This window comes from Vibrio sp. Vb0349, from assembly GCF_033338975.1.
Genome location: NZ_JAWOTS010000017.1, coordinates 43,938 through 65,893 on the forward strand (window position 1 = coordinate 43,938; position 21,956 = coordinate 65,893).

The 21,956-nt window shown below is 44.4% G+C and carries 21 protein-coding genes and 2 tRNA genes; 11 read left to right on the top strand and 12 right to left on the bottom strand.

All coding sequences use genetic code 11. The features are described 5' to 3' along the window. Positions 1–126 precede the first annotated feature (126 nt). The 6 genes from R7Q47_RS16915 to lolB all read right to left on the bottom strand — a co-directional run bounded on the left by R7Q47_RS16915 (position 127) and on the right by lolB (position 4,811). Positions 127–203 (bottom strand) — tRNA-Met (locus R7Q47_RS16915). A 284-nt stretch (positions 204–487) separates the two neighbouring features. Continuing rightward, the gene (gene ychF, locus R7Q47_RS16920; protein WP_005393178.1) at positions 488–1,579 is read right to left on the bottom strand and encodes a redox-regulated ATPase YchF; all 1,092 of its coding nucleotides are present in this window, start codon (positions 1,577–1,579) and stop codon (positions 488–490) included. A 10-nt stretch (positions 1,580–1,589) separates the two neighbouring features. Further along, entirely contained in the window at positions 1,590–2,180 is a 591-nt protein-coding gene (gene pth, locus R7Q47_RS16925) for an aminoacyl-tRNA hydrolase (protein ID WP_005384112.1), read from the bottom strand. Positions 2,181–2,331: 151 nt separating this feature from the next. Beyond that, the gene (locus R7Q47_RS16930; RefSeq protein WP_318089266.1) at positions 2,332–3,276 is read right to left on the bottom strand and encodes a ribose-phosphate pyrophosphokinase; all 945 of its coding nucleotides are present in this window, start codon (positions 3,274–3,276) and stop codon (positions 2,332–2,334) included. Positions 3,277–3,303: 27 nt separating this feature from the next. Next, positions 3,304–4,176 carry a 4-(cytidine 5'-diphospho)-2-C-methyl-D-erythritol kinase gene (gene ispE, locus R7Q47_RS16935; RefSeq protein WP_318089267.1) on the bottom strand — a complete coding sequence of 291 codons (873 nt, stop codon included), beginning with the start codon at positions 4,174–4,176 and terminating at the stop codon, positions 3,304–3,306. Beyond that, the gene (gene lolB / locus R7Q47_RS16940; protein ID WP_017634843.1) at positions 4,173–4,811 is read right to left on the bottom strand and encodes a lipoprotein insertase outer membrane protein LolB; all 639 of its coding nucleotides are present in this window, start codon (positions 4,809–4,811) and stop codon (positions 4,173–4,175) included. Before lolB ends, ispE begins: the two co-directional genes overlap by 4 nt. Before the next feature lie 134 nt (positions 4,812–4,945). Here lolB and hemA point away from each other — a divergent pair, with 134 nt between their 5' ends. From hemA to ybaK, 8 genes are all read left to right on the top strand, one after another. Next, entirely contained in the window at positions 4,946–6,202 is a 1,257-nt protein-coding gene (hemA, locus tag R7Q47_RS16945; RefSeq protein ID WP_005384104.1) for a glutamyl-tRNA reductase, read from the top strand. 29 nt (positions 6,203–6,231) lie between these two features. Beyond that, positions 6,232–7,320, top strand: coding sequence for a peptide chain release factor 1 (gene prfA, locus R7Q47_RS16950; protein ID WP_005382222.1), 1,089 nt, complete (start codon positions 6,232–6,234; stop codon positions 7,318–7,320). A gap of 3 nt (positions 7,321–7,323) precedes the next feature. Next, entirely contained in the window at positions 7,324–8,178 is an 855-nt protein-coding gene (gene prmC, locus R7Q47_RS16955; RefSeq protein WP_151514568.1) for a peptide chain release factor N(5)-glutamine methyltransferase, read from the top strand. Positions 8,179–8,218: 40 nt separating this feature from the next. Next, entirely contained in the window at positions 8,219–8,602 is a 384-nt protein-coding gene (locus R7Q47_RS16960) for a SirB2 family protein (RefSeq protein WP_005382225.1), read from the top strand. A 5-nt stretch (positions 8,603–8,607) separates the two neighbouring features. Beyond that, on the top strand, positions 8,608–9,417 hold the full coding sequence (locus tag R7Q47_RS16965; protein WP_154204788.1) for a SirB1 family protein: 810 nt from the start codon (positions 8,608–8,610) through the stop codon (positions 9,415–9,417). Between the two features lie 53 nt (positions 9,418–9,470). Next, positions 9,471–10,322: a 3-deoxy-8-phosphooctulonate synthase gene (kdsA, locus tag R7Q47_RS16970; RefSeq protein WP_005384095.1), complete on the top strand. Its 852-nt coding sequence runs from the start codon at positions 9,471–9,473 to the stop codon at positions 10,320–10,322. 219 nt (positions 10,323–10,541) lie between these two features. Next, positions 10,542–12,224 (top strand): bifunctional UDP-sugar hydrolase/5'-nucleotidase UshA, encoded by a 1,683-nt coding sequence (gene ushA / locus R7Q47_RS16975; RefSeq protein WP_154204787.1) that lies wholly within the window; start codon positions 10,542–10,544, stop codon positions 12,222–12,224. A 102-nt stretch (positions 12,225–12,326) separates the two neighbouring features. Further along, on the top strand, positions 12,327–12,800 hold the full coding sequence (gene ybaK, locus R7Q47_RS16980) for a Cys-tRNA(Pro) deacylase (RefSeq protein ID WP_154204786.1): 474 nt from the start codon (positions 12,327–12,329) through the stop codon (positions 12,798–12,800). Between the two features lie 64 nt (positions 12,801–12,864). On the opposite strand, the gene rluF is transcribed toward ybaK, so the two are convergent. The 3 genes from rluF to R7Q47_RS16995 all read right to left on the bottom strand — a co-directional run bounded on the left by rluF (position 12,865) and on the right by R7Q47_RS16995 (position 14,971). Then, the gene (rluF, locus tag R7Q47_RS16985) at positions 12,865–14,022 is read right to left on the bottom strand and encodes a 23S rRNA pseudouridine(2604) synthase RluF (protein ID WP_154204785.1); all 1,158 of its coding nucleotides are present in this window, start codon (positions 14,020–14,022) and stop codon (positions 12,865–12,867) included. A 94-nt stretch (positions 14,023–14,116) separates the two neighbouring features. Continuing rightward, complete coding sequence (smrA, locus tag R7Q47_RS16990) at positions 14,117–14,698, bottom strand: DNA endonuclease SmrA (RefSeq protein WP_005382233.1); 582 nt, start codon at positions 14,696–14,698, stop codon at positions 14,117–14,119. Positions 14,699–14,830: 132 nt separating this feature from the next. Beyond that, positions 14,831–14,971, bottom strand: a complete 141-nt coding sequence (locus R7Q47_RS16995) for a DUF3149 domain-containing protein (protein ID WP_005382236.1) — start codon at positions 14,969–14,971, stop codon at positions 14,831–14,833. A gap of 259 nt (positions 14,972–15,230) precedes the next feature. Here R7Q47_RS16995 and R7Q47_RS17000 point away from each other — a divergent pair. Further along, positions 15,231–15,307, top strand: a tRNA-Pro gene (locus R7Q47_RS17000). A gap of 442 nt (positions 15,308–15,749) precedes the next feature. Here the strand turns inward: R7Q47_RS17000 and R7Q47_RS17005 are convergent. Both R7Q47_RS17005 and R7Q47_RS17010 read right to left on the bottom strand, forming a co-directional pair. Further along, complete coding sequence (locus R7Q47_RS17005) at positions 15,750–16,133, bottom strand: hypothetical protein (RefSeq protein ID WP_005384085.1); 384 nt, start codon at positions 16,131–16,133, stop codon at positions 15,750–15,752. Between the two features lie 151 nt (positions 16,134–16,284). Further along, positions 16,285–17,157 carry a TraB/GumN family protein gene (locus tag R7Q47_RS17010; RefSeq protein WP_005382001.1) on the bottom strand — a complete coding sequence of 291 codons (873 nt, stop codon included), beginning with the start codon at positions 17,155–17,157 and terminating at the stop codon, positions 16,285–16,287. Positions 17,158–17,651: 494 nt separating this feature from the next. Here R7Q47_RS17010 and R7Q47_RS17015 point away from each other — a divergent pair, with 494 nt between their 5' ends. Next, on the top strand, positions 17,652–20,303 hold the full coding sequence (locus R7Q47_RS17015; RefSeq protein ID WP_318089268.1) for a beta-N-acetylhexosaminidase: 2,652 nt from the start codon (positions 17,652–17,654) through the stop codon (positions 20,301–20,303). Between the two features lie 439 nt (positions 20,304–20,742). Next, a complete protein-coding gene (locus tag R7Q47_RS17020) occupies positions 20,743–21,435 on the top strand; it encodes an oligogalacturonate-specific porin KdgM family protein (RefSeq protein WP_005382004.1) in 693 nt (230 codons plus the stop codon). Between the two features lie 65 nt (positions 21,436–21,500). Here the strand turns inward: R7Q47_RS17020 and R7Q47_RS17025 are convergent, their stop codons facing one another. Beyond that, complete coding sequence (locus tag R7Q47_RS17025) at positions 21,501–21,950, bottom strand: DUF411 domain-containing protein (protein ID WP_248487428.1); 450 nt, start codon at positions 21,948–21,950, stop codon at positions 21,501–21,503. Positions 21,951–21,956 lie beyond the last annotated feature (6 nt).

The window sequence follows — 21,956 nt, forward strand, 5'->3', positions numbered from 1 at the left end:
GAGACTTGAACTCTCACACCTTGCGGCGCCAGAACCTAAATCTGGTGCGTCTACCAATTCCGCCACTTCCGCAACTTATTCTGTAGTTATCAAGGTAATTGGTAAAAACCTAAATAACGTTGTTTATGGTGGCTACGACGGGATTCGAACCTGTGACCCCATCATTATGAGTGATGTGCTCTAACCAGCTGAGCTACGTAGCCAAAACCATATTTTTTGTTCTCAACGCTTTGTTGCCTTGTCGTTGGGAACGGCGCGCATTATGCGAAGTTGAGTGAGATCCGTCAACAGTTTTTTTTAATAAATTTCGGAAAAAACCTCGTTCGCTTCCTTTTTAAACAAAGAGGCGTGTTTATGATCTAAAACTGGAAATAAATTAGCTTGCAGTTGCGTAATTTATTTTTGTTCATTTACTTAAGGTATTAAAAAAGCCAGCTTAACAGCTGGCTTTTAGTGTAAATGAAGTGTTTAGAATTCATTCATTTAATTAAACATTGAAGCGGAAGTGTACAACATCGCCATCTTTTACGATGTAGTCTTTACCTTCTAGACGCCATTTACCTGCGTCTTTTGCGCCATTTTCACCATTGAATTGGATGAAATCGTCGTAACCGACTACTTCTGCACGAATAAAGCCTTTCTCGAAGTCAGTGTGGATCTTACCTGCCGCCTGAGGCGCAGTTGCACCAACAGGGATTGTCCAAGCACGTACTTCTTTAACACCTGCTGTGAAGTAGGTGTGTAGAGTCAGTAGTTCGTAACCAGAGCGAATTACACGGTTCAGGCCCGGCTCTTCGATCCCCATATCTGCTAGGAATTCTTCGCGATCTTCATCTTCTAGTTCAGATAGTTCAGATTCGATAGCTGCACATACAGGTACAACGACATTGTTTTCTTTTTCTGCGAACTCACGAACCGCATCTAGATATGGGTTATTTTCGAAGCCATCTTCGTTTACGTTTGCAATGTACATAGTTGGCTTCAGTGTTAGGAAGTTTAGGTAGCCGATTGCTGCTAACTCTTCTTTAGATAGCTCAACTGTGCGTGCCATGCCGCCTTCAGTTAGTACTGGTAACAGTTTTTCTAGTACGGTTAGTTCAAATTTTGCGTCTTTATCGCCGCCTTTTGCCTTCTTCGCGTTACGTTGAATCGCTCGCTCACAAGAATCAAGGTCAGCCATTGCAAGTTCAAGGTTGATCACTTCGATATCTTCGATAGGTGAAACTTTACCTGAAACGTGAACAATGTTTTCGTTTTCAAAACAGCGTACAACGTGGCCAATCGCGTCTGTTTCACGGATGTTAGCTAGGAATTTGTTACCTAAACCTTCACCACGTGATGCACCAGCAACAAGACCAGCGATGTCCACGAACTCCATCGTCGTTGGAAGAACTCTCTGTGGGTTAACGATCTTAGCTAGTGCGTCTAGACGTAGATCTGGCACAGGAACCACACCAGTGTTTGGTTCAATGGTACAGAACGGGAAGTTTGCTGCTTCGATACCCGCTTTAGTTAGTGCGTTGAACAGAGTTGATTTACCTACGTTAGGTAGACCAACGATGCCACATTTAAAACCCATGATAGTAACCTTATTCAGCTTTGAACGTGTGGAGGCGATTTTGTGCTTTAGATAGGCCATCCTTAATCAGGATATCTAGACAACGAACAGCCTCATCAGCTGCTGCATCTAAAAGCTCTTGCTCTTTAGCTGGCGCTTTACCTAATACAAAACCCGCCACTTTATCTTTGTGTCCCGGATGACCAATGCCAATACGAAGACGATAAAAATCTTTGTTATTGCCCAGTTTGCTAATGGTGTCACGCAGACCGTTGTGTCCACCGTGACCCCCACCTTTTTTAAACTTAGCGACACCTGGCGGTAAGTCTAGCTCGTCATGAGCAACCATGATCTCTTCAGGTTTAATTTGATAAAATTTCGCAAGCGCTGCGATCGATTTACCTGATAGATTCATGAAGGTGGTTGGGATAAGCAAACGGAGATCCTGGCCATTGACCATAATGCGTCCTGTTAGACCAAAAAACTTTGGTTCGTTCTTCAGTGTAACGTTGTGAACGCGTGCTAATTCTTCTACAACCCAAGCGCCCGCATTGTGACGAGTTCTGGCGTATTCTGGTCCTGGATTAGCAAGACCAACAAGAAGTTTGATTTGTTGACTCAAGGTTAGGATCTCTCTGGAATCTCAAAAAGCGCAGTATGATAGCACAGAAAACTCGCGGTGGGCGACCAAGGGATTTTCTAGTTATCAGTACAAATAAAAAAACACCCCAAAGAGGGGTGCTTTTGAAATCAGTGTAACTGAAATGTTCGTATTAGTTGAACATTGCAGAGATTGACTCTTCGTTGCTGATACGACGAATCGCTTCAGCTAGCATGCGAGATAGGCTTAGTGTTGTCACTTTACCTGTTGCAGCTATCTCTTTAGACAGAGAGATAGAGTCAGTCACGATAACTTGGTCAAGAACTGAGTTCTTGATGTTATCCGCAGCGTTGCCTGAGAATACTGCGTGAGTAGCGTAAGCGAATACACGCTTAGCACCGCGCTCTTTTAGTGCTTCAGCTGCTTTACATAGTGTGCCACCTGTGTCGATCATGTCATCAACGATCACACAGTCACGACCTTCAACATCACCGATTAGGTTCATTACTTCAGAAACGTTTGCACGTGGACGACGCTTATCTACGATTGCGATGTCGATGTCGCCTAGTGCTTTTGCTGTTGCACGAGCACGAACAACGCCACCTAGGTCAGGAGATACCACTACAGGGTTATCTAGACCGCGAGCCTGCATATCTTCAAGTAGCACTGGCGTGCCGAAGATGTTGTCTACAGGTACATCGAAGAAGCCTTGAATTTGCTCTGCGTGTAGGTCGATAGTTAGAACGCGGTCAACACCAACGTTAGATAGGAAATCAGCAACAACTTTTGCAGTAATTGGCACACGCGCAGAACGTACACGACGGTCTTGGCGAGCGTAGCCGAAGTAAGGGATAACTGCAGTGATACGGCCTGCTGAAGCACGGCGCATTGCATCAATCATAACAACCAATTCCATTAGGTTGTCGTTAGTCGGTGCACAAGTGGATTGAATGATGAAAACATCGCTACCACGAACATTCTCATTGATTTGAACTGCAACTTCGCCATCAGAAAAGCGAGAAACAGATGCATCACCAAGAGAGATGTAAAGACGATCAGCAATACGTTGGGCTAGTTCAGGTGTTGCGTTACCAGCAAATAGCTTCATATCAGGCACGGTGGAAACCTCGGGTTTGCGTCCAGTTTAAATAGGTCGGTGTGAGGCTGATTGGTATTCAGCCAAAGTCTCTTTTAATGGCGAAATATTGCGCCCTTGAGCGACAAATGCCGAGACTTTATCAGAGAGTTGTGCAAGGATAGTTTCTGCTTCAGATTTGCTCGAAAATTCAGCAAAAACGCAAGATCCTGTCCCCGTCAATCTTGACGGCGCGTATTGTAGCAGCCAAGAAAGTTGCTTATCAACCTCTGGGTAGAGCATTCGTACAATTTTTTCGCAATCGTTTACGCTTGGCGTATTTAAAAGTGTTTCTAGATCTCGTTTTGGGGTGTTTCGCGTTAGATCTGGATGACAAAAAACGTCGACGGTTGCGATAGATACATTCGGTCTGACGACTAAATACCACTTTTCTTCGGGATAAGCAGGAGAGAGTTTTTCACCAACACCTTCAGCAAAAGCTGCAAATCCGCGCACAAATACGGGCACGTCTGCGCCTAGTTTTAAACCTATTTCAGCCAGTTCGTCGTCAGTTAGATTCAGCTGCCATAAGTAATTCAGTGCCACTAATGCTGTAGCTGCATTCGATGAGCCCCCACCAATGCCTCCACCCATAGGCAGCACTTTCTGTAGCTCAATATGCGCGCCAAAAGGGCTGTTTGAGTAAGCTTGAAGCGCGGTTGCTGCTTTCCAAATTAAATTGTCTTGAAGAGGCACACCTTCTATCTCTGGAGAAATCGTAATATCACCAGAATGGTTCGCTTGAATGGTGAGCTCATCGCCGTGATCGACGAATTGGAATAAGGTTTGTAACTCGTGGTAGCCATTCTCTGTACGGCCGTTGATATATAGAAAGAGATTCAATTTCGCTGGTGATGGCCAGCGTGTTGAAAGTTCAATCATTGGGTGATGTTCCATTTTGTGATCACTAGATTTATTTTGACATCAGCTGTGGTGAGTTTCAGCTTATTTGGCAGAGGGAGAGACTGTTCATGCCATTGAACGTCGCCATATCTTTGATATGCAATACTCCAATCATTTAAACCAATTTGTTTGTTTAACGCTTGCAGTGTATTGGTTGGAGACAGTTGGAATTTGTCGGCATCGGTCGGTAGACCTAATAGCCAGTCAGGCATGTGATCGACGGGCATCATCAACCCTGTAAGACGGTAAATCAGCTGGTTAGCACTGCGAGAAGAAAGGACCTGATCGTCGTAAGTTTCTACTGTGGCGCCTTGTGGGGTGATGGTGAGCTTTAATGCCGTTTGTCCGAGTATCGTTGTTAAACGCAACTGGCTTAGTGCTGAAGAATGTTTCCAGTAGAAGTTTAAATTTTGTCTTTGGTCTGGGCCAATATAACCAAGTTTCCCCGTTGCTTGAAAATCTTGGATGGTTTCGAGTCGCTGCTCATGAGCTTGCCATTCAACGCTGGTAACACTTTCAGGAACGGACGAACAACCAGCGAGCAGTAAGCTCGACAAGAAAAAAAGAATAAAGGAGCGTAACGTCATGTTTGATGGCTTATTAATCAGTTTCATCGGGAATCGCTCACAACTATAGCATTGAAAAGTCGCACTTAGGAAAACAAATCCGGCTTACCCTTTCAATAAATGCGTGCTTACAGTAAAATTCTGGACCTATTTTATAACCTATCCCAGAGATACCACGTTAGATGTCCTTGCTTGCTATTGGAATTAATCACAATACAGCGTCTGTCGACTTGCGAGAGAAGGTGGCGTTTGGTCCGGATAAACTCGGCCCTGCACTCGAGCAACTTAGAGAGCACGAAGCGGTTAACGGCAGTGTGATTGTTTCAACCTGTAACCGAACTGAGTTGTACTGCGATGTTAAGCAAGGAGCGCGAAACAAGTTGATCGATTGGCTTGCTCAATTTCATCAAGTGAGCCGCGAAGATTTAATGCCGAGTTTGTATGTTCATGAAGAACAAGCTGCAATAAAGCATTTGATGCGCGTATCGTGCGGTCTTGACTCTCTGGTGTTGGGTGAGCCTCAAATTTTGGGGCAGGTAAAGCAAGCATTTTCTGACTCGCGAGATCATCAAGCCGTCGATGCCTCGATTGATAAACTGTTTCAAAAGACGTTCTCAGTCGCCAAACGGGTGAGAACAGAGACAGATATTGGTGGTAATGCCGTGTCCGTGGCTTATGCGGCATGTACACTGGCAAAACATATTTTTGAGTCGTTATCAGATTCAACCGTGCTTTTAGTTGGTGCGGGCGAGACGATTGAATTGGTCGCGAAGCATTTAGCGTCCAACGGTTGCACAAAAATGATTGTCGCGAACCGCACTAAAGAGCGCGCGCAAGGCTTAGCGGACCAATTTGGCGCAGAAGTGATCAGTTTGAACGAAATTCCTGAACATTTGGCGAAAGCGGATATTGTGATTAGCTCAACGGCGAGCCCATTGCCTATTATTGGCAAAGGTATGGTCGAAACGGCTCTAAAGCAGCGCCGACATCAACCTATCTTGTTGGTCGATATTGCGGTGCCGCGAGATGTAGAGTCGGAAGTCGGTGAACTGAACGACGCATATCTGTATTCTGTTGATGACTTGCAATCTATCATCGACAGCAACATTGAGCAGCGTAAAGTCGAAGCGATTCAAGCTGAAGCGATTGTTAGTGAAGAAAGCGCTGCATTTATGACATGGTTGCGTTCACTGCAAGCCGTCGATAGTATTCGCGACTATCGCAAATCAGCCAACGAAATTCGTGAAGAGTTACTGAGCAAAAGTTTGCAATCTTTAGCGGCAGGCGCAGATCCGGAGAAAGTGCTGCGCGAGCTGAGTAATAAACTCACCAACAAACTGATTCACGCTCCAACTCGCGCATTGCAAAGTGCAGCTGAGCAAGGCGAACCAGCAAAATTAACGATTATCCGCCAAACACTTGGCTTGGATGATCTATAACTCACGCTTTTTATTAAGAAAACGACACTATGAAAGCCTCTATTCTGACTAAGCTAGAAACGCTAGTAGAACGTTACGAAGAAGTTCAACATCTTCTTGGTGATCCTGATGTAATTGGAAATCAGGACAAATTCCGTGCTCTATCAAGAGAGTACTCTCAGCTAGAAGAAGTAACCAAGTGCTTCCAAGCTTATCAACAAGCACAAGAAGATCTTGTCGCCGCTGAAGAGATGGCAAACGAAGACGACGAAGAAATGCGTGAAATGGCGCAAGAAGAAATCAAAGAAGCGAAAGCGACGATTGAGCGTCTTACTGATGAGTTACAGATTCTTCTTCTGCCAAAAGATCCGAACGATGATCGTAACTGTTTCCTAGAAATTCGTGCAGGTGCGGGTGGCGACGAAGCGGGCATTTTCGCGGGTGATCTATTCCGTATGTACAGCAAGTACGCAGAAAAGCGTGGCTGGCGCATCGAAGTCATGTCTTCTAACGAGGCAGAGCACGGTGGTTACAAAGAGATGATCGCGAAAGTAAGCGGCGACGGTGCATACGGCGTGTTGAAATTTGAGTCAGGCGGTCACCGTGTACAGCGTGTTCCTGCAACTGAATCTCAAGGCCGTGTGCATACTTCTGCTTGTACAGTAGCAGTAATGGCGGAAATCCCTGAAGCGGATCTGCCAGAAATCAAAGCAGCAGACCTGAAAATCGATACGTTCCGTGCATCTGGCGCGGGTGGTCAGCACGTTAACACCACGGATTCTGCAATCCGTATTACCCACTTACCAACGGGTACGGTAGTAGAGTGTCAGGATGAGCGTTCACAGCACAAGAACAAAGCGAAAGCAATGGCGGTTCTTGCTGCTCGTATCGTTCAAGCGGAAGAAGAGCGTCGTGCCGCAGAAGTGTCTGATACACGTCGTAACCTTCTAGGTTCTGGTGACCGTAGTGACCGTATTCGTACATACAACTACCCACAAGGTCGTGTGTCTGATCACCGTATCAACCTAACCATCTATCGTTTGAACGAAGTGATGGAAGGTGACCTGCAGAGCTTGATTGATCCTGTGATTCAAGAGCACCAAGCAGACCAACTTGCGGCGCTTGCAGAGAACGGCTAATCGATGAGCCAAGTTCAATCGATTGAGCAAGCACTGAAAAGTGCGACGGCGAAACTGGCAGAAGGCGGCAAAGAGTCGCCTTCTCTCGATGCAGCTGTACTCCTTTGCCATGTCCTTGGCAAACCACGAACTTACCTGCTGACCTGGCCAGAAAAAGCGTTAGAAGCAGAGCAAAAATCTCAGTTTGACGCTCTACTTGAACGACGTTTAACTGGTGAACCCGTCGCTTATATTATTGGTGAGCGAGAGTTTTGGTCTTTACCGTTCAAAGTTTCTCCCTCTACCTTGATCCCAAGACCGGATACAGAACGTTTGGTCGAGGTTGCACTCGATAAGACCTATGAGCAAACAGGACCTATTTTAGATCTTGGAACGGGGACGGGGGCAATTGCTATCGCACTCGCATCTGAAATGCCAAAACGTCAAGTGATGGGCGTAGACCTTAAGCAAGAAGCGAAAGCACTTGCAGAGTACAATGCTGAGCAGCTAAACATCAAAAATGTGACCTTTGCTCAAGGCAGTTGGTTTGAGCCTATTACAGAAGGTACGAAGTTTGCTTTAATTGTCTCCAACCCGCCATATATTGATGAAAAAGATCCACATTTATCCCAAGGTGATGTGCGCTTTGAGCCAAAATCTGCATTAGTTGCTAAAGAGAATGGCTTAGCTGATATTCGTCATATCTCGGATCTTGCTCGTCAGTATCTTGAAGTGGGCGGTTGGCTGGCATTTGAACATGGTTATGATCAAGGTGAGGCGGTGCGTGAGATAATGCGTGGCTTAGGTTACCAACAGGTCGCTACGGAAAAAGATTATGGCGGTAACGATCGAGTAACGCTTGGTTGTCTGGCCAGTTAATCATGGAAGTCAGCAAACACTAACTAAAAAGAGAAGAAAAATGTACGTAGCTCTAAAACACATACACTTAGTGACGATCGCTCTCAGCGCGACGCTACTATCGATCCGATTCGTGTTAATGATGATGAACTCACCGAAGCGAAATAATCGTTTTTTGAAAGTGTTTCCCCACATCGTTGATACTGCATTGCTAGTGTCAGGTATCGCGCTTATTTTCATTACGGGTTTCATCCCGTTTACCGATGCCGCACCGTGGTTAACAAACAAAATCACCTGCGTACTGGCGTACATTGCGCTTGGATTCTTCTCATTGAAACTTGCGAAAAACAACCTACTGAAGATATTTGGCTTTTTCGGCGCATTAGGTTGGTTGGTCATGGCTGCAAACATTGCTGTGTCTAAGAGCCCTACGTTATTTGGATAGACGTCATGTTAGAGTTTTTTGACGAAGATTTTGACAATATACCGTTGGTGGAAGGTGCGCTTGAGCTAAACAAAGCGATTAACCCAGAAACCAAAGTACATTGGGCGAAACAAGAGTTAGAGCGTCTTTACAAAGATGCAGAAGCCACGCTTGTTCATGAAATCGATGAAGAGCAACGATTTGATGCATTCCTACGACTGTTTTTCCACGAGTGGGGATTCAAAGGCGACGAGCAGGAATACTTTATTTCGGACAACAGCTTCATCGATAAAGTGTTGGAGCGCAGAAAAGGTATTCCTGTGAGCTTAGGTTCGATTTTGTTATACCTAGGCAAAAAGCTGGGGTTCCCGTTGAAGGGAGTTACTTTCCCTACTCAGTTCCTGTTAAAAGTCGACTGGATGCATAAGAAGCCAGACTACATCAACCCATTTAATGGTGAGTATGTAGGTGAAAGGATTCTTCAAGCTTGGCTTATTGGCCAAGAAGGACCGCTAGCTCAGCTAAAGCCTGAACATTTTGAGGAAGCTGACAACCCAACAATTATTGGTCGCTGGTTGGCGTTGATTAAAAGTGCGATGTTGCGTGAAGAGCATTATACGCTGGCATTACGTTGTACAAATCTTGCTCTAACATTTGTGCCAGATGACCCATACGAAATTCGTGACCGTGGTTTTATTTTCCAACAGCTAGAGTGCCCTCAAGTAGCGGTATCAGATTTTCAGTACTTTATTGACCAATGCCCTGACGATCCGGCTTCCGAGCTACTAAAATCACAAGTTAATGTGATGAGTGAAACGCACGTCACACTTCACTAATTTTATCGATGTGCCGAACTGTGGCGTATCGTGGACAGAAAAAGAGAATCAAAATGGAACAGAAAATCGTTAATATCGGCGACATTCAGGTTGCTAACGACAAGCCATTCACCCTATTTGCAGGTATGAACGTTCTTGAGTCTCGTGATCTTGCGATGCAGATCTGTGAGCACTACGTAAAAGTAACGGAAAAACTTGGTATTCCTTACGTATTTAAGGCGTCGTTTGACAAAGCAAACCGCAGTTCTGTTCATTCATACCGTGGTCCAGGTCTGGAAGAAGGTATGAAAATCTTTCAGGAGCTGAAAGACACTTTTGGTGTAAAGATCATCACGGACGTTCACACTGAAGCACAAGCTCAACCTGTCGCTGACGTGGTAGACGTTATTCAGCTTCCTGCATTCCTAGCTCGTCAAACTGACCTTGTTGAAGCTATGGCTAAAACAGGTGCGGTTATCAACGTGAAGAAACCTCAATTTATGAGCCCTGGTCAAGTGGGTAACATCGTTGAGAAGTTCGCAGAATGCGGTAACGACAAGATCATCCTATGTGAGCGCGGTTCTTGCCACGGTTACGATAACCTAGTTGTAGACATGCTTGGTTTTGGTGTGATGAAAAATGCTTCGAAAGGTAGCCCAATCATCTTTGACGTAACGCACTCACTACAAATGCGTGACCCATCAGGCGCAGCATCTGGCGGCCGTCGTGAGCAGACAGTTGAGCTTGCTAAAGCGGGTCTAGCGACAGGCATCGCAGGTCTATTTATCGAAGCGCACCCAAACCCAGACCAAGCGCGTTGTGATGGCCCATCTGCACTGCCTCTAGACAAGTTAGAGCCATTCTTAGCACAAATGAAATCGCTTGATGATCTGATCAAGAGCTTTGCAGATATAGATATCAAGTAAACGCCAGATGACTGGTGGTAACAAATACTATAGCCAACCGATGTTGGCTATTTTTTTATCTGAAAAGCCGTGAATTCTCAAACTTGTTACTGATGAATTTGTTATTGCTAAACAATGCATCATAATTATTAAATCAATGTGTTAGGGTGCACGTGGTTTTCAAATAGATCCAATGCTTAAAATGTGCGTCAGTAATCCCAATAAGAAAAAGGTAAATAAATGAATCAGCGTCTGATGATCAAAACTGTTTTGAGTGCCGCTATCTTGGCCTCGTTAGCTGGGTGTGCTACGCAACCTGTACCAGAATGGAATGCCGATACAACCTATAAATTGACCGTGTTGCACACTAACGATCATCATGGTCGCTTTTGGCAAAATCGATACGGTGAATATGGCATGGCGGCGCGTAAAACGTTAATCGATGATTTGCGCGAAGAAATACAGGATGAGGGGGGCAGCGTGTTACTGCTTTCTGGTGGTGACATCAACACAGGAGTACCTGAGTCTGATTTACAAGATGCCGAGCCGGATTTTAAAGGCATGAGCAAAATTGGTTACGATGCGATGGCTCTAGGTAATCATGAGTTTGATAATCCATTGGACGTGCTATTCAAGCAGCAAGAGTGGGCAAACTTTCCGATGTTGTCTGCCAATATTTACGATAAAAATACTGGCAAGCGTTTATTCCAACCATACGCGATGTTTAACAAGCAGGGCATTAAAATTGCGGTCATTGGTCTTACAACCGAAGACACAGCGAAACTTGGCAACCCTGAATTCATTGAACAAATTGACTTCCGTGACCCAAAAGAAGAAGCCAAGAAGTTGATTGCAGAACTGAAAGAGACAGAGTATCCAGATCTGATTTTTGCTGTCACGCATATGGGACACTATGAAAATGGTAGTAGAGGCATCAATGCTCCTGGCGATGTGGCGTTAGCTCGTTATTTGAATGACGGCGATCTCGACATGATCGTTGGAGGACACTCACAAGAACCTGTGTGCATGGAAGGTCCAAACGTTATCAAAAAGAACTTTAAACCAGGTGATGAATGTCAGCCCGATAAACAAAATGGTACCTTTATTGTTCAGGCACATGAGTGGGGGAAATATGTGGGACGCGCCGATTACGAGTTTCGTAATGGCGAACTCTCGATGGTGAGCTACGATCTAATCCCTGTAAACTTGAAAAAGAAAGTTAAAGTTGATGGTCAGTCGCAACGAGTCTTGATCCAAGATGAGATTAAACAAGACGAAATGATGCTTGAGTTTCTTCGTCCTTATCAAGAAAAAGGTCAGGGCAAACTAAACGTGAAGATTGCAGAATCTAACGGTAAGCTTGAGGGTGACCGCAATGTGGTTCGTTACCAGCAAACAAACTTAGGTCGATTAATTGCAACGGCTCACATGGAACGTGCGAAAGCAGATTTCGCTGTAATGAATTCTGGTGGTGTTCGAGATTCGATTGCTGCGGGTGATATTACTTATAAAGACGTGCTCACTGTTCAGCCATTTGGCAATATGGTTTCTTACGTTGATATGACGGGTAAAGAGGTATTAGATTATCTAAATGTCGTTGCAACTAAGCCTGTTGACTCTGGTGCTTATGCACAGTTTGCCGGCATTGCGATGAGTATAATTAATGGTGAGGTAACCAATGTGTTCATTGGTAATAAGCAACTTCGCTTAGATGGTAATTACCGCTTTACCGTACCAAGCTACAATGCTGCTGGTGGTGATGGTTACCCTAAAATCGACGATCATCCAGGGTATGTAAATACAGGTTTTACCGATGCTGAAGTTTTGAAGGATTATTTAGAAACACACAGCCCTATTGATGTTAATGAGTATGCCCCTTCAGGTGAAATCACGTATTTAGTTGATACGGCGATTGATCAGTAACCCAACAGAGAAAAAGCGATTGACTCAAACTCGCTGATATCATTAACTAAAAGCGCAGATCCAATTCAATCTGCGCTTTTTGTTTTTATGAGGAGAATCTTGATGACTCCGGCCATTAATCTTGCGAAAAAGAAAAAAATTCCACACACGATTCATCAGTATGAGCATGACCCTAGAGCCGATAGTTATGGCTTGGAGGCTGCTGAAGTACTGGGGCAGGATCCGAAAACAGTATTTAAAACCTTGTTGTTCTGCTTGAACGGGGAGCCAAAGAACCTTGCGGTTGCGATTATCCCTGTTGATCAAAAGCTGAACCTAAAACTGGCGGCGAAAGCAGCGAAGGGCAAAAAGGCCGATATGGCTGATCCGGAAATCGCGCAAAAGACCACAGGTTATGTCGTTGGTGGAATTAGCCCACTAGGGCAGAAGAAAGCCTTACCTACTTTTTTGCACGAAAGCGCAGTAGAGCAAGACACAATCTGTGTGAGTGCTGGTAAACGTGGTTTAGAAATTGAGTTAGCCCCGAGAGATTTGCTGAGCTTAACTCGCGGTCAGTTTGCACCTCTTTGTTTGTAAACTCATGACAAATAAAAAGGACGCTCATGAGCGTCCTTTTTTGATCTTGCCTGTCAGTGAAGCGTTACTTCTTCAGACTCAATGTACCACCAGTGCGTTTAGCTGGTTTGCTTGGTTTCGCTGCATTTGGGTTCATGTAATGCTGCTTGGGCTTACTCGGTGATTGAGGCTTGTTTGCTGAATGCGTATTGCTCGATGCATCTGGTTTACGGTGTGATTTACCATGCTCGCCTTGCGGTCTGCTGCGTTCACCTTGTGGTTTCGCTTTGTAATGTTCTTTAGCTGGACGTCCGCCTTGATCATCACGCTGACGACGCTTTTGTTGACCTTTTTTCGAGTTTGGTGCATGACGGAATTCATCAGCATTGTTACCGCGGAAAGTTCGTGTCTTCTGGTTACGACGAGCAGTAGAATCTTGGTTTTCTTCTCGGCTATCAAACAGCTTCGCGTCGGTCGCTTTACGAATGTTGCGACCTCTAGAGTCTGTTTTTGATGCTTCTTCTGTACCTACCGAGCCTTCACACATTGCTAGGATCTCTGCCACTTCTTCGTCACTTAGATAACGCCATTTCCCATTGGGAATACCATCAAGAGAGATATTCATGATGCGTACGCGACGCAGCTTGAATACTTCATAGCCCAGCGCTTCACACATGCGACGGATCTGACGGTTAAGCCCTTGAGTGAGCACAATACGGAAAGAGAATTTAGTTTCTTTCGTTACCTTACAAGGTAGGGTGACTGTGTCGAGAATCTTAACGCCACTCGACATCTGTTTGAGAAACTCGCCTGTAATTGGCTTGTCCACGCGTACGACGTACTCTTTTTCGTGGCTGTTGCCTGCGCGAAGGATTTTGTTCACGATGTCGCCATCGTTGGTCAAAAAGATCAGACCATCAGAGGGTTTGTCTAAGCGTCCGATCGGAAAGATACGTTTTTGGTGGCCGATGAAATCAACGATGTTTCCAGGGACGTCTCTCTCAGTTGTACAGGTGATGCCTGTTGGTTTATTGAGAGCGATATAAATCGGCTTCTCTTTTGCTGCCACTGGCTTACCATCCACACAAACATCATCACCAGGTAGCACTTTTGTCCCCATTTCAGGTTTGTTGCCATTAATGGTGACACGGCCTTGCTCAATCAGTCTGTCTGCTTCACGGCGTGAGCAAAACCCCGTTTCACTGATGAATTTATTTAATCGTTTAGCGTTGTCTTGTGACATTTTTGTCTCCTAACGTTTCACAACGGCGAATGAAGCTCCCTTCCTTTAAGGGGAAGGAAGAATAAGGGCGGGCATTCTAGCATTAGGGTGAAATTTAGCCTAACCGTTTTTGGTGACGTTCGCGGGTTTCTAATTTCTTTTCCGCACTTTTTCTAAGTAGGACGTAAACGGCTCCAGTTCCACCGTGAAAGCGTTGCGCACTATGGACGCATTGGACTTCCTTAATTTGTCGTAGCCAACTGCTAACAAAGCTTTTCATCATTGCAGGTGGATTTGAGCGTTCTCCTCGACCATGGACGATAACGACCGTTCTAATGTCCATTGATAGGCATTGCTTTAAAAACGTCACGACTTCATCACGTGCTTCTTTCAATGTTTTACGGTGCAAATCCAAGCGAGCTTGGATTGGATACTTACCAAGGCGAAGTTTGCGGTAAACCCCGTCCTGTACACCATCACGTTTGAACTCAACAAAGTCCTCTGGCTTGAGCATTTCAGCGTGATCAAGTGATAGGTATTCTGGGTCATCTTCCGTTAACCAGATTGCTGCTTCGCGTTTTGCGAGCTGTGCTTCTGTTACTTGGTGTACTTTTTTGTGTTCGGTGGTGTCTTGAGTGATTGGCTTTACATCGCCCATCATCTGTTGAAATAGATCAAAATCGTCGTCGTGAGACATAGCAGTAATCTCATTAAGAACAGGGAAGAATAATAGGATTATATCAATGAGTGGTGCATTGAGATCAAATAAAAAACCGGAGTAGGCAAGTAACCGACTCCGGTGCAAAGCGTTTCTAGAGCTAAGCGAGATCTAGTGAGGAGATTTGTCGTTCATGATCTTGTATATGAAGAAACCGCCGTAAAATAACATCAGACCAATTGCCCCAAAAATTACTATCATTGACGATAGACCCACTGCATTACCAAATAGGAGATCAAGCCAAAAGTCCATACGTTTCCTCCAAGATGTTCCCGACAGGAATAAACTAAATGGCGGTGTCTTGTTGCACACTGATCTGGATCAATTATGTTGCTAAGGTTAATAAACTGTATTTTGTTGTGAGTTATCAGTCACATTTTACGTGCTAGTGTTCAGTTATTCATCAAACGAATTAAGATCTAAGGTTTTTTTGTAAAAAGCACTTGCGCCACAGTTCAGAATCCGTAATATACGCATTCGTTGACGGGGACAATTCCTCAGTTAAACATCTCGGTGAATAGCGCAGCTTGGTAGCGCATCTGGTTTGGGACCAGAGGGTCGGGGGTTCGAATCCCTCTTCACCGACCAATTTTAGAAAGCCTGCTCAATGAGCAGGCTTTCGTCGTTTCAGCGGTCGCAAATTTGGCTTTGATAGTTGCGAACCAAATGGGGTTCGCCTGAAGTTAGAATATGGCTCTTCATCGACACATATTGAGAAAAAGGCTCTACAGAAATGTAGAGCCTTTTTCGTATTTGGTGATATTTATTTGGAACCAGAGGATCGGGGTCTGGAATGCCAGTCCTCTGGAAGCTCGGTCGCGTCGAATCCCTACTTCACCGACCACTTTTAGAAAGCCTGCTCAATGAGCAGGCTTTCGTCGTTTTTAGCGCTAGTAATTTTAGACTTCAATAGTATCGAATCAAATTGGGGTTCGCCTGATGTTCGAATGTGGCACTTCACCGACACGTATTGAGAGGAAGGCTCTACAGAAATGTAGGGCCTTTTCATTTTTTAGAGCGAGTAAATTTATTACTTGATGTCACACGAGATAGTATTGATAGGAGTTTCAGAAGTAGTGAAACAGACATAAGCGGTCTTTGGGTGATTTGGCCCAATCTTGACGTAACCCGCTTTTAAATCGTCTTCATCAAACGTTACTGAGTGAGATTTGCTTGTATTTCCATCATAGTAAACCGCTTCAAAGCCTTGGTTCATCATATGTGCAACGCGATTTCGAGTGTGGGCTGTTGAAAACGTGATGTTCGCGCAACGCATCATTGGTTTTTCGGTAATAAGAAATTGACCACTCTCTTTATCTAAAACACCGCCTTTTACTTCCGGAGTTATATCAATAGCTTGAAAAGCTTCTACGTTGCATGGCGGTTTAGCATAAGACAGCGAAGAAGTGAGCATAATTCCAATCGTGTATAGGAATAAATATTTAAATTTCATATGAGTTGTTTTGTATCCACTTAGCTTAACGGCGTTTTATAAGAAAGTTTGAATGAATTTTAAATGGTTGTATTTAAATAATTGTATTTAAATGGCATTTTTCAAACAATCACTAGATATCACAATTTGCTTGGCGCGTCTTACCCAGTGGTTTGATGTTAAATCCCCGATTTTTAAGCAGTTCAATCAGGTTATCTTTACCTACTAAATGCAAGCCACCAACAACAACGGTGTAACGACCCGATTGCTGAGGTAGAACACTGCCAGTGTCGAGTTTTTTAGCCCAATCTCGATTACGCTCGTATAAAAAGGCTTGGTTAAACTCTTCTGTTGTATGATCGGTCAAAGAGGCTTCGACCAACATGCTACCATCACCACTCTTCCAACTCTCTATCAAGCATTGAACCAACTCTTCTCCGCCATCATATTCTTCAATTGATGAGAGAAGTATCTCTTTACCGCCTTCTGATTGACCTGCGATTAAATCGATTTGGAATTGCACGGACTCCAGTGGAATGACCGGGATTTGCTTTTTATCAGCGAGTCCTATTAAGTGCATGTCGACCCCTTTATCAGAGACATACCCCAGTTTGTTGACTAAAGCGAGTTGGATGGTGAATGCCGCCATCCAAGGTGGGGAATTTAGGAGTTGAGTTTCTGGCAAACCTAAATCTTGGGCAATTTCAATTAAGTGGCGACGTTGAGCTCTGTCTAAAACATCTTTAGAAAGAATGGTTGTTTGTGGGTAAACCAAGCCTTCAGAATTCCTGACGTCTGCTTCAATAATCAACCCTGCGCTTTGGCTTAAATGCTGGATGACCGTTCTAGGGAGTGGGTACATCGTTTTATCCCCCACATGTACCGAGCCAATAATCATAAGTTCGGTTTCCCCTTTTTTCGCTAACCAATGCTGTGGCTCTGCATAAGAGGAAAAAGGAGTCAAAGTAACAAGTAGAGATGATATGAGCGTCAAGAGACGAAACATAGAATGGTCCTCAGATAAGATACCTTTAAACTTTATACGCAAAATAGCGTGAGGTTAAGTGCAATTTCTCCAGTGGGGTATTCGACAAAATCGTCATTTCTAAAAATATTGACGAGTTTTGACGACGAATAAATGAGAGTCACTTCACGAAAGGTAAATAGGTAATTCGCTTACTAATGGTTCACAAAATAATTAGGCGTGATCCAAATCTTACAAAATCAGTCGTAACTCATGAATATAAGTGACCTAGATCGCAGCAAACTCGTCAAAACAAGTTGTTCGATTTTGACGTGTATTGTAACTCCATGAAAATTAGGTTTTTATTGTTTTTGCTGAGTGTCATTTTTTGAGCTGGATCACTTCCTATTTCTATTTATTTTACGCTTAGAAATAACAGGTTGTATGTTGAATGTAACGGTTAGGTACCTCGCATTTGAGGGGCCGAGATTTTTATCATTGTCGTTTTGAACCACTGACTTTTTTGGGGAAGTAAGATGTTTAAACCTAGTCTGATTGCTGTTTCTGTTATCACTACATTAGCAGGTTGCTCTGCGCTGCAAAGCTCTGAACAACAAGTTGTAAATTCGTTGGCTAATAATCTTGATATTCAATACCAAGTGTTGACTAACCACGGTGCAAACGAAGGTCTTGCTTGTCAGGACTTAGGGGCTGAGTGGGCGTCTTGTAACAAGGTAAACATGACGCTGGTTAACCAAGGTGAAGCGGTTGACTCAAAAGATTGGGCTATTTACTTCCATAGCATTCGTCTGATTCTGGATGTTGAAAACGAACAGTTTAAAATCTCTCGCGTAACGGGTGATCTACACAAACTAGAACCAACAGATAAGTTTGATGGTTTTGCTGCGGGTGAAGAGGTTGTGCTTCCTCTTGTTGCTGAATACTGGCAGCTCTTTGAAACCGACTTCATGCCAGGCGCTTTCGTTGCTGCACCAAATGCAGAGCCTAAGATGATCGCTTCTCTTAACACAGAAGACGTTGCATCTTTCGTGACTGGCCTTGAGGGTAACAACCTAAAACGTACGCCAGATGACAACAACGTATTTGCAAACGCTGTGTCTCGTTTCGAGAAGAACGAAGATCTAGCAAAACAAGACGTATCAACCACGTTACTACCAACGCCACTGTCTGTTGAAGCAGGTAACGGTACGGTAGATATCGCGGCGGGTATTGCGCTGCCTAAAGACGCATTCGATGCGACTCAATACGCAGCAATTCAAGGTCGTGCAGAAGTGGTAGGTGTGGATGTTCGTGGTGATCTTCCTGTAAGCATCACTGTTGTTCCTGCTGACTTCACCGGTGAATTGGCAAAATCTGGTGCTTACGAAATGAGCATCAAAGGCGACGGTATTGCGATTAAAGCGTTTGACCAAGCAGGTGCTTTCTACGCAGTACAATCTATCTTTGGCCTGGTAGATAGCAAAAATGCTGATTCTCTACCACAACTGTCTATTAAAGATGCGCCGCGTTTTGATTACCGTGGTGTGATGGTGGACGTGGCTCGTAACTTCCACTCTAAAGACGCAATCCTTGCAACGCTTGACCAAATGGCAGCGTACAAGATGAACAAACTACACCTTCATCTAACGGATGATGAAGGCTGGCGTTTAGAAATCCCGGGTCTGCCTGAGCTGACTGAAGTGGGTGCTAACCGTTGTTTCGATTTGGAAGAGAAAAGCTGTTTACTGCCTCAGCTTGGCTCAGGTGCAACGACAGACAACTTTGGTTCTGGCTTCTTCAGCAAAGCAGACTACGTGGACATCTTGAAGTACGCGAAAGCGCGTAACATCGAAGTGATTCCTGAAATCGATATGCCAGCGCACGCTCGTGCAGCAGTGGTATCAATGGAAGCACGTTACGACCGTCTAATGGAAGAAGGTAAAGAAGCAGAAGCAAACGAGTACCGCCTGATGGATCCTCAAGATACATCGAACGTAACGACGGTTCAGTTCTACAATAAGCAAAGCTTCATCAACCCATGTATGGAATCTTCAACTCGCTTTGTTGATAAAGTGATTTCAGAAGTAGCAGCAATGCACCAAGAAGCGGGCACGCCGCTAACAACATGGCACTTTGGTGGTGACGAAGCGAAGAACATCAAGCTAGGCGCTGGTCTGCAAGACATCAACGCAGAAGACAAAGTAAGCTGGAAGGGTAACATTGATTTGTCTAAGCAAGACAAGCCATTCGCACAGTCACCACAATGTCAGACGCTAATTGCAGACGGTACGGTAAGCGATTTTGCTCATCTACCAAGCCACTTTGCAGAAGAAGTGTCGAAGATGGTGGCAGAGAAAGGCATTCCAAACTTCCAAGCTTGGCAAGATGGCCTTAAGTACAGTGAAGGTGAGAAAGCGTTCGCAACAGAAAACACACGTGTTAACTTCTGGGACGTTCTTTACTGGGGTGGCACATCATCAGTGTACGAATGGTCTAAGAAAGGTTACGACGTTATCGTTTCTAACCCAGACTACGTATACATGGACATGCCGTACGAAGTTGACCCGAAAGAGCGTGGTTACTACTGGGCGACGCGTGCAACAGATACTCGTAAGATGTTTGGTTTTGCACCAGAGAACATGCCTCAGAACGCAGAAACCTCTGTAGACCGCGATGGTAACGGCTTCACTGGTAAAGGTGAAATCAAAGCGAAACCTTTCTATGGTCTATCAGCACAGCTGTGGTCTGAGACAGTACGTAACGACGAGCAATACGAGTACATGGTATTCCCTCGCGTACTGGCAGCCGCTGAACGTGCATGGCACCGTGCTGATTGGGAAAACGACTACAAAGTGGGTGTTGAATACTCGCAAAACTCTAACCTAGTAAACAAAGCTGCGCTAAACCAAGACTACAACCGCTTTGCGAACGTACTTGGCCAACGCGAACTGGCTAAGCTAGAAAAAGCGGGTATCGACTACCGCCTACCTGTACCAGGCGCGAAAGTTGAAGAGGGTAAACTGGCAATGAACGTTCAGTTCCCGGGTGTGAAGCTTCAATACTCTCTAGACGGCAAGAACTGGCTAACTTACGCAGATAATGCTCGTCCAAATGTGAAAGGTGAAGTGTTTATCCGTTCTGTGTCAGCAACCGGTGAGAAAGCAAGTCGAGTGACCAGCGTGAAATAACTCGATTCTTGTAAGTTAATTTTTTGGCAAAGCCTCAACCTCATGTTGGGGCTTTCTTTATTTTTTGAGGAAATTAAGCGTGATCGATGTCTAATTATTTTTCATTGATAAATAAGTTTTTGGTTGTAATGGTCAAGGTTATTGTGAACTGGATCGACTTAATCTGCTAAATATCAATAAATTATCTGTTTACGATCACACTTCTATTTTTTGAATAATTTTATAAAAATACGATAAGTGCCTGTATTTTCCATGTTTTTATCAGGGTTGTTGAGCTTCGGTTTGAACAAGATCACTTTTTAAAATGTTTTATTTTTCATCGCGAATTAATTGAAACAATATTGCGAACGCCAAGGAGGCACATTCCAAAGTTTGCGATAAAAGGGAAGAGATGTCCTCTAAAACTATCGCATAACGTGAATAAATAAAGGCAGTAATTATGAAAAACATTTTTGCACTGAGTGCTCTTTCTCTCGCTTTCGCTTCTAGCGCTTTTGCTGGTTCTTCTTACGTAACAGGTAATGTTCAATTCCACGATGATGGTCGAATTCATGGTTCGGACGTTACGTCTACACTGGAAGCTGGTCATACTTTTGATAACCAATTCGGCGGCTTTACGGTTTACACCGAATTTGATGGTATTCAGTTGGGTAAACTGGAAACAGAAAACGGTGGCGCAGGTAACACAACACCAGCAATCACTGTGGGTGGTGAGCAGTCATTTAATATTACCGATCATTTATGGGTTGCCGCGGGTTACCAACACCTGTTCTCTGCTGGCGAGAACGTACAGTACCGTCCATTGGTTAAGATCGGTTACAACTTCGATAACGGCATCTCCTTAAGTAACCGTACTCGTGCGCACATTGATGCGACAGACGCAGATGCGGATACAGATTACCGCATGGACAACCGCATCGGTTACGTGATGAATGAGGATGTGACGCTAAGCTACAACAACGTCTACATGATTGAAGCGGAAACCATGGACCACGAGCTTCGTGCAACGTGGACTCGTAAAGGTGTTCAACCTTACTTTGAGTTCCGTAGTCAAGCACACGGTGCAGAAAACGCGAGTGGTGACAGCCTAGTGAATAACGCTTTTGTATTTGGTGCCTCTTACGGCTTCTAATTTTATATTTGTCTTAACTGTCCATTAAGAAAAAGCCCAGCGGTTTATCTCGCTGGGCTTTGTTTTTATTGGTCGTTGCCTTCGTGGTGGCTATATTCGAACACTTGGCCTTTTTCGTTAAAGGCGTAAACGGTGTAGCTGTCTTTTTTGTCGCCATATTCCATACCAGGGGAGCCCATTGGCATGCCCGGTACTGATAGGCCTTTTGCGTTACGTGGTGGATTTTTCAAAAACGCTTTAATGTCTTCGGCTGGAATGTGACCTTCAAACAGATAGCCGTTGATCTCTGCCGTGTGGCAAGAGTAAAGCTGTTCATTCTTGATGCCTAGATCGCGTTTGATGGCGTTCATGTCATCGTGCAATTTTTCTTCGACCGTAAAGCCGTTCTCTTCCATGTGTTTTGTCCATTCTCCACAACAGCCACAGTATGGCGATTTGTGGTTTATAACATCGGCTGCCAATACGTTGGCGGACATGGTCGCAAGCATTGCAAAGGTCAATAGTTTCAACTTCATAATACC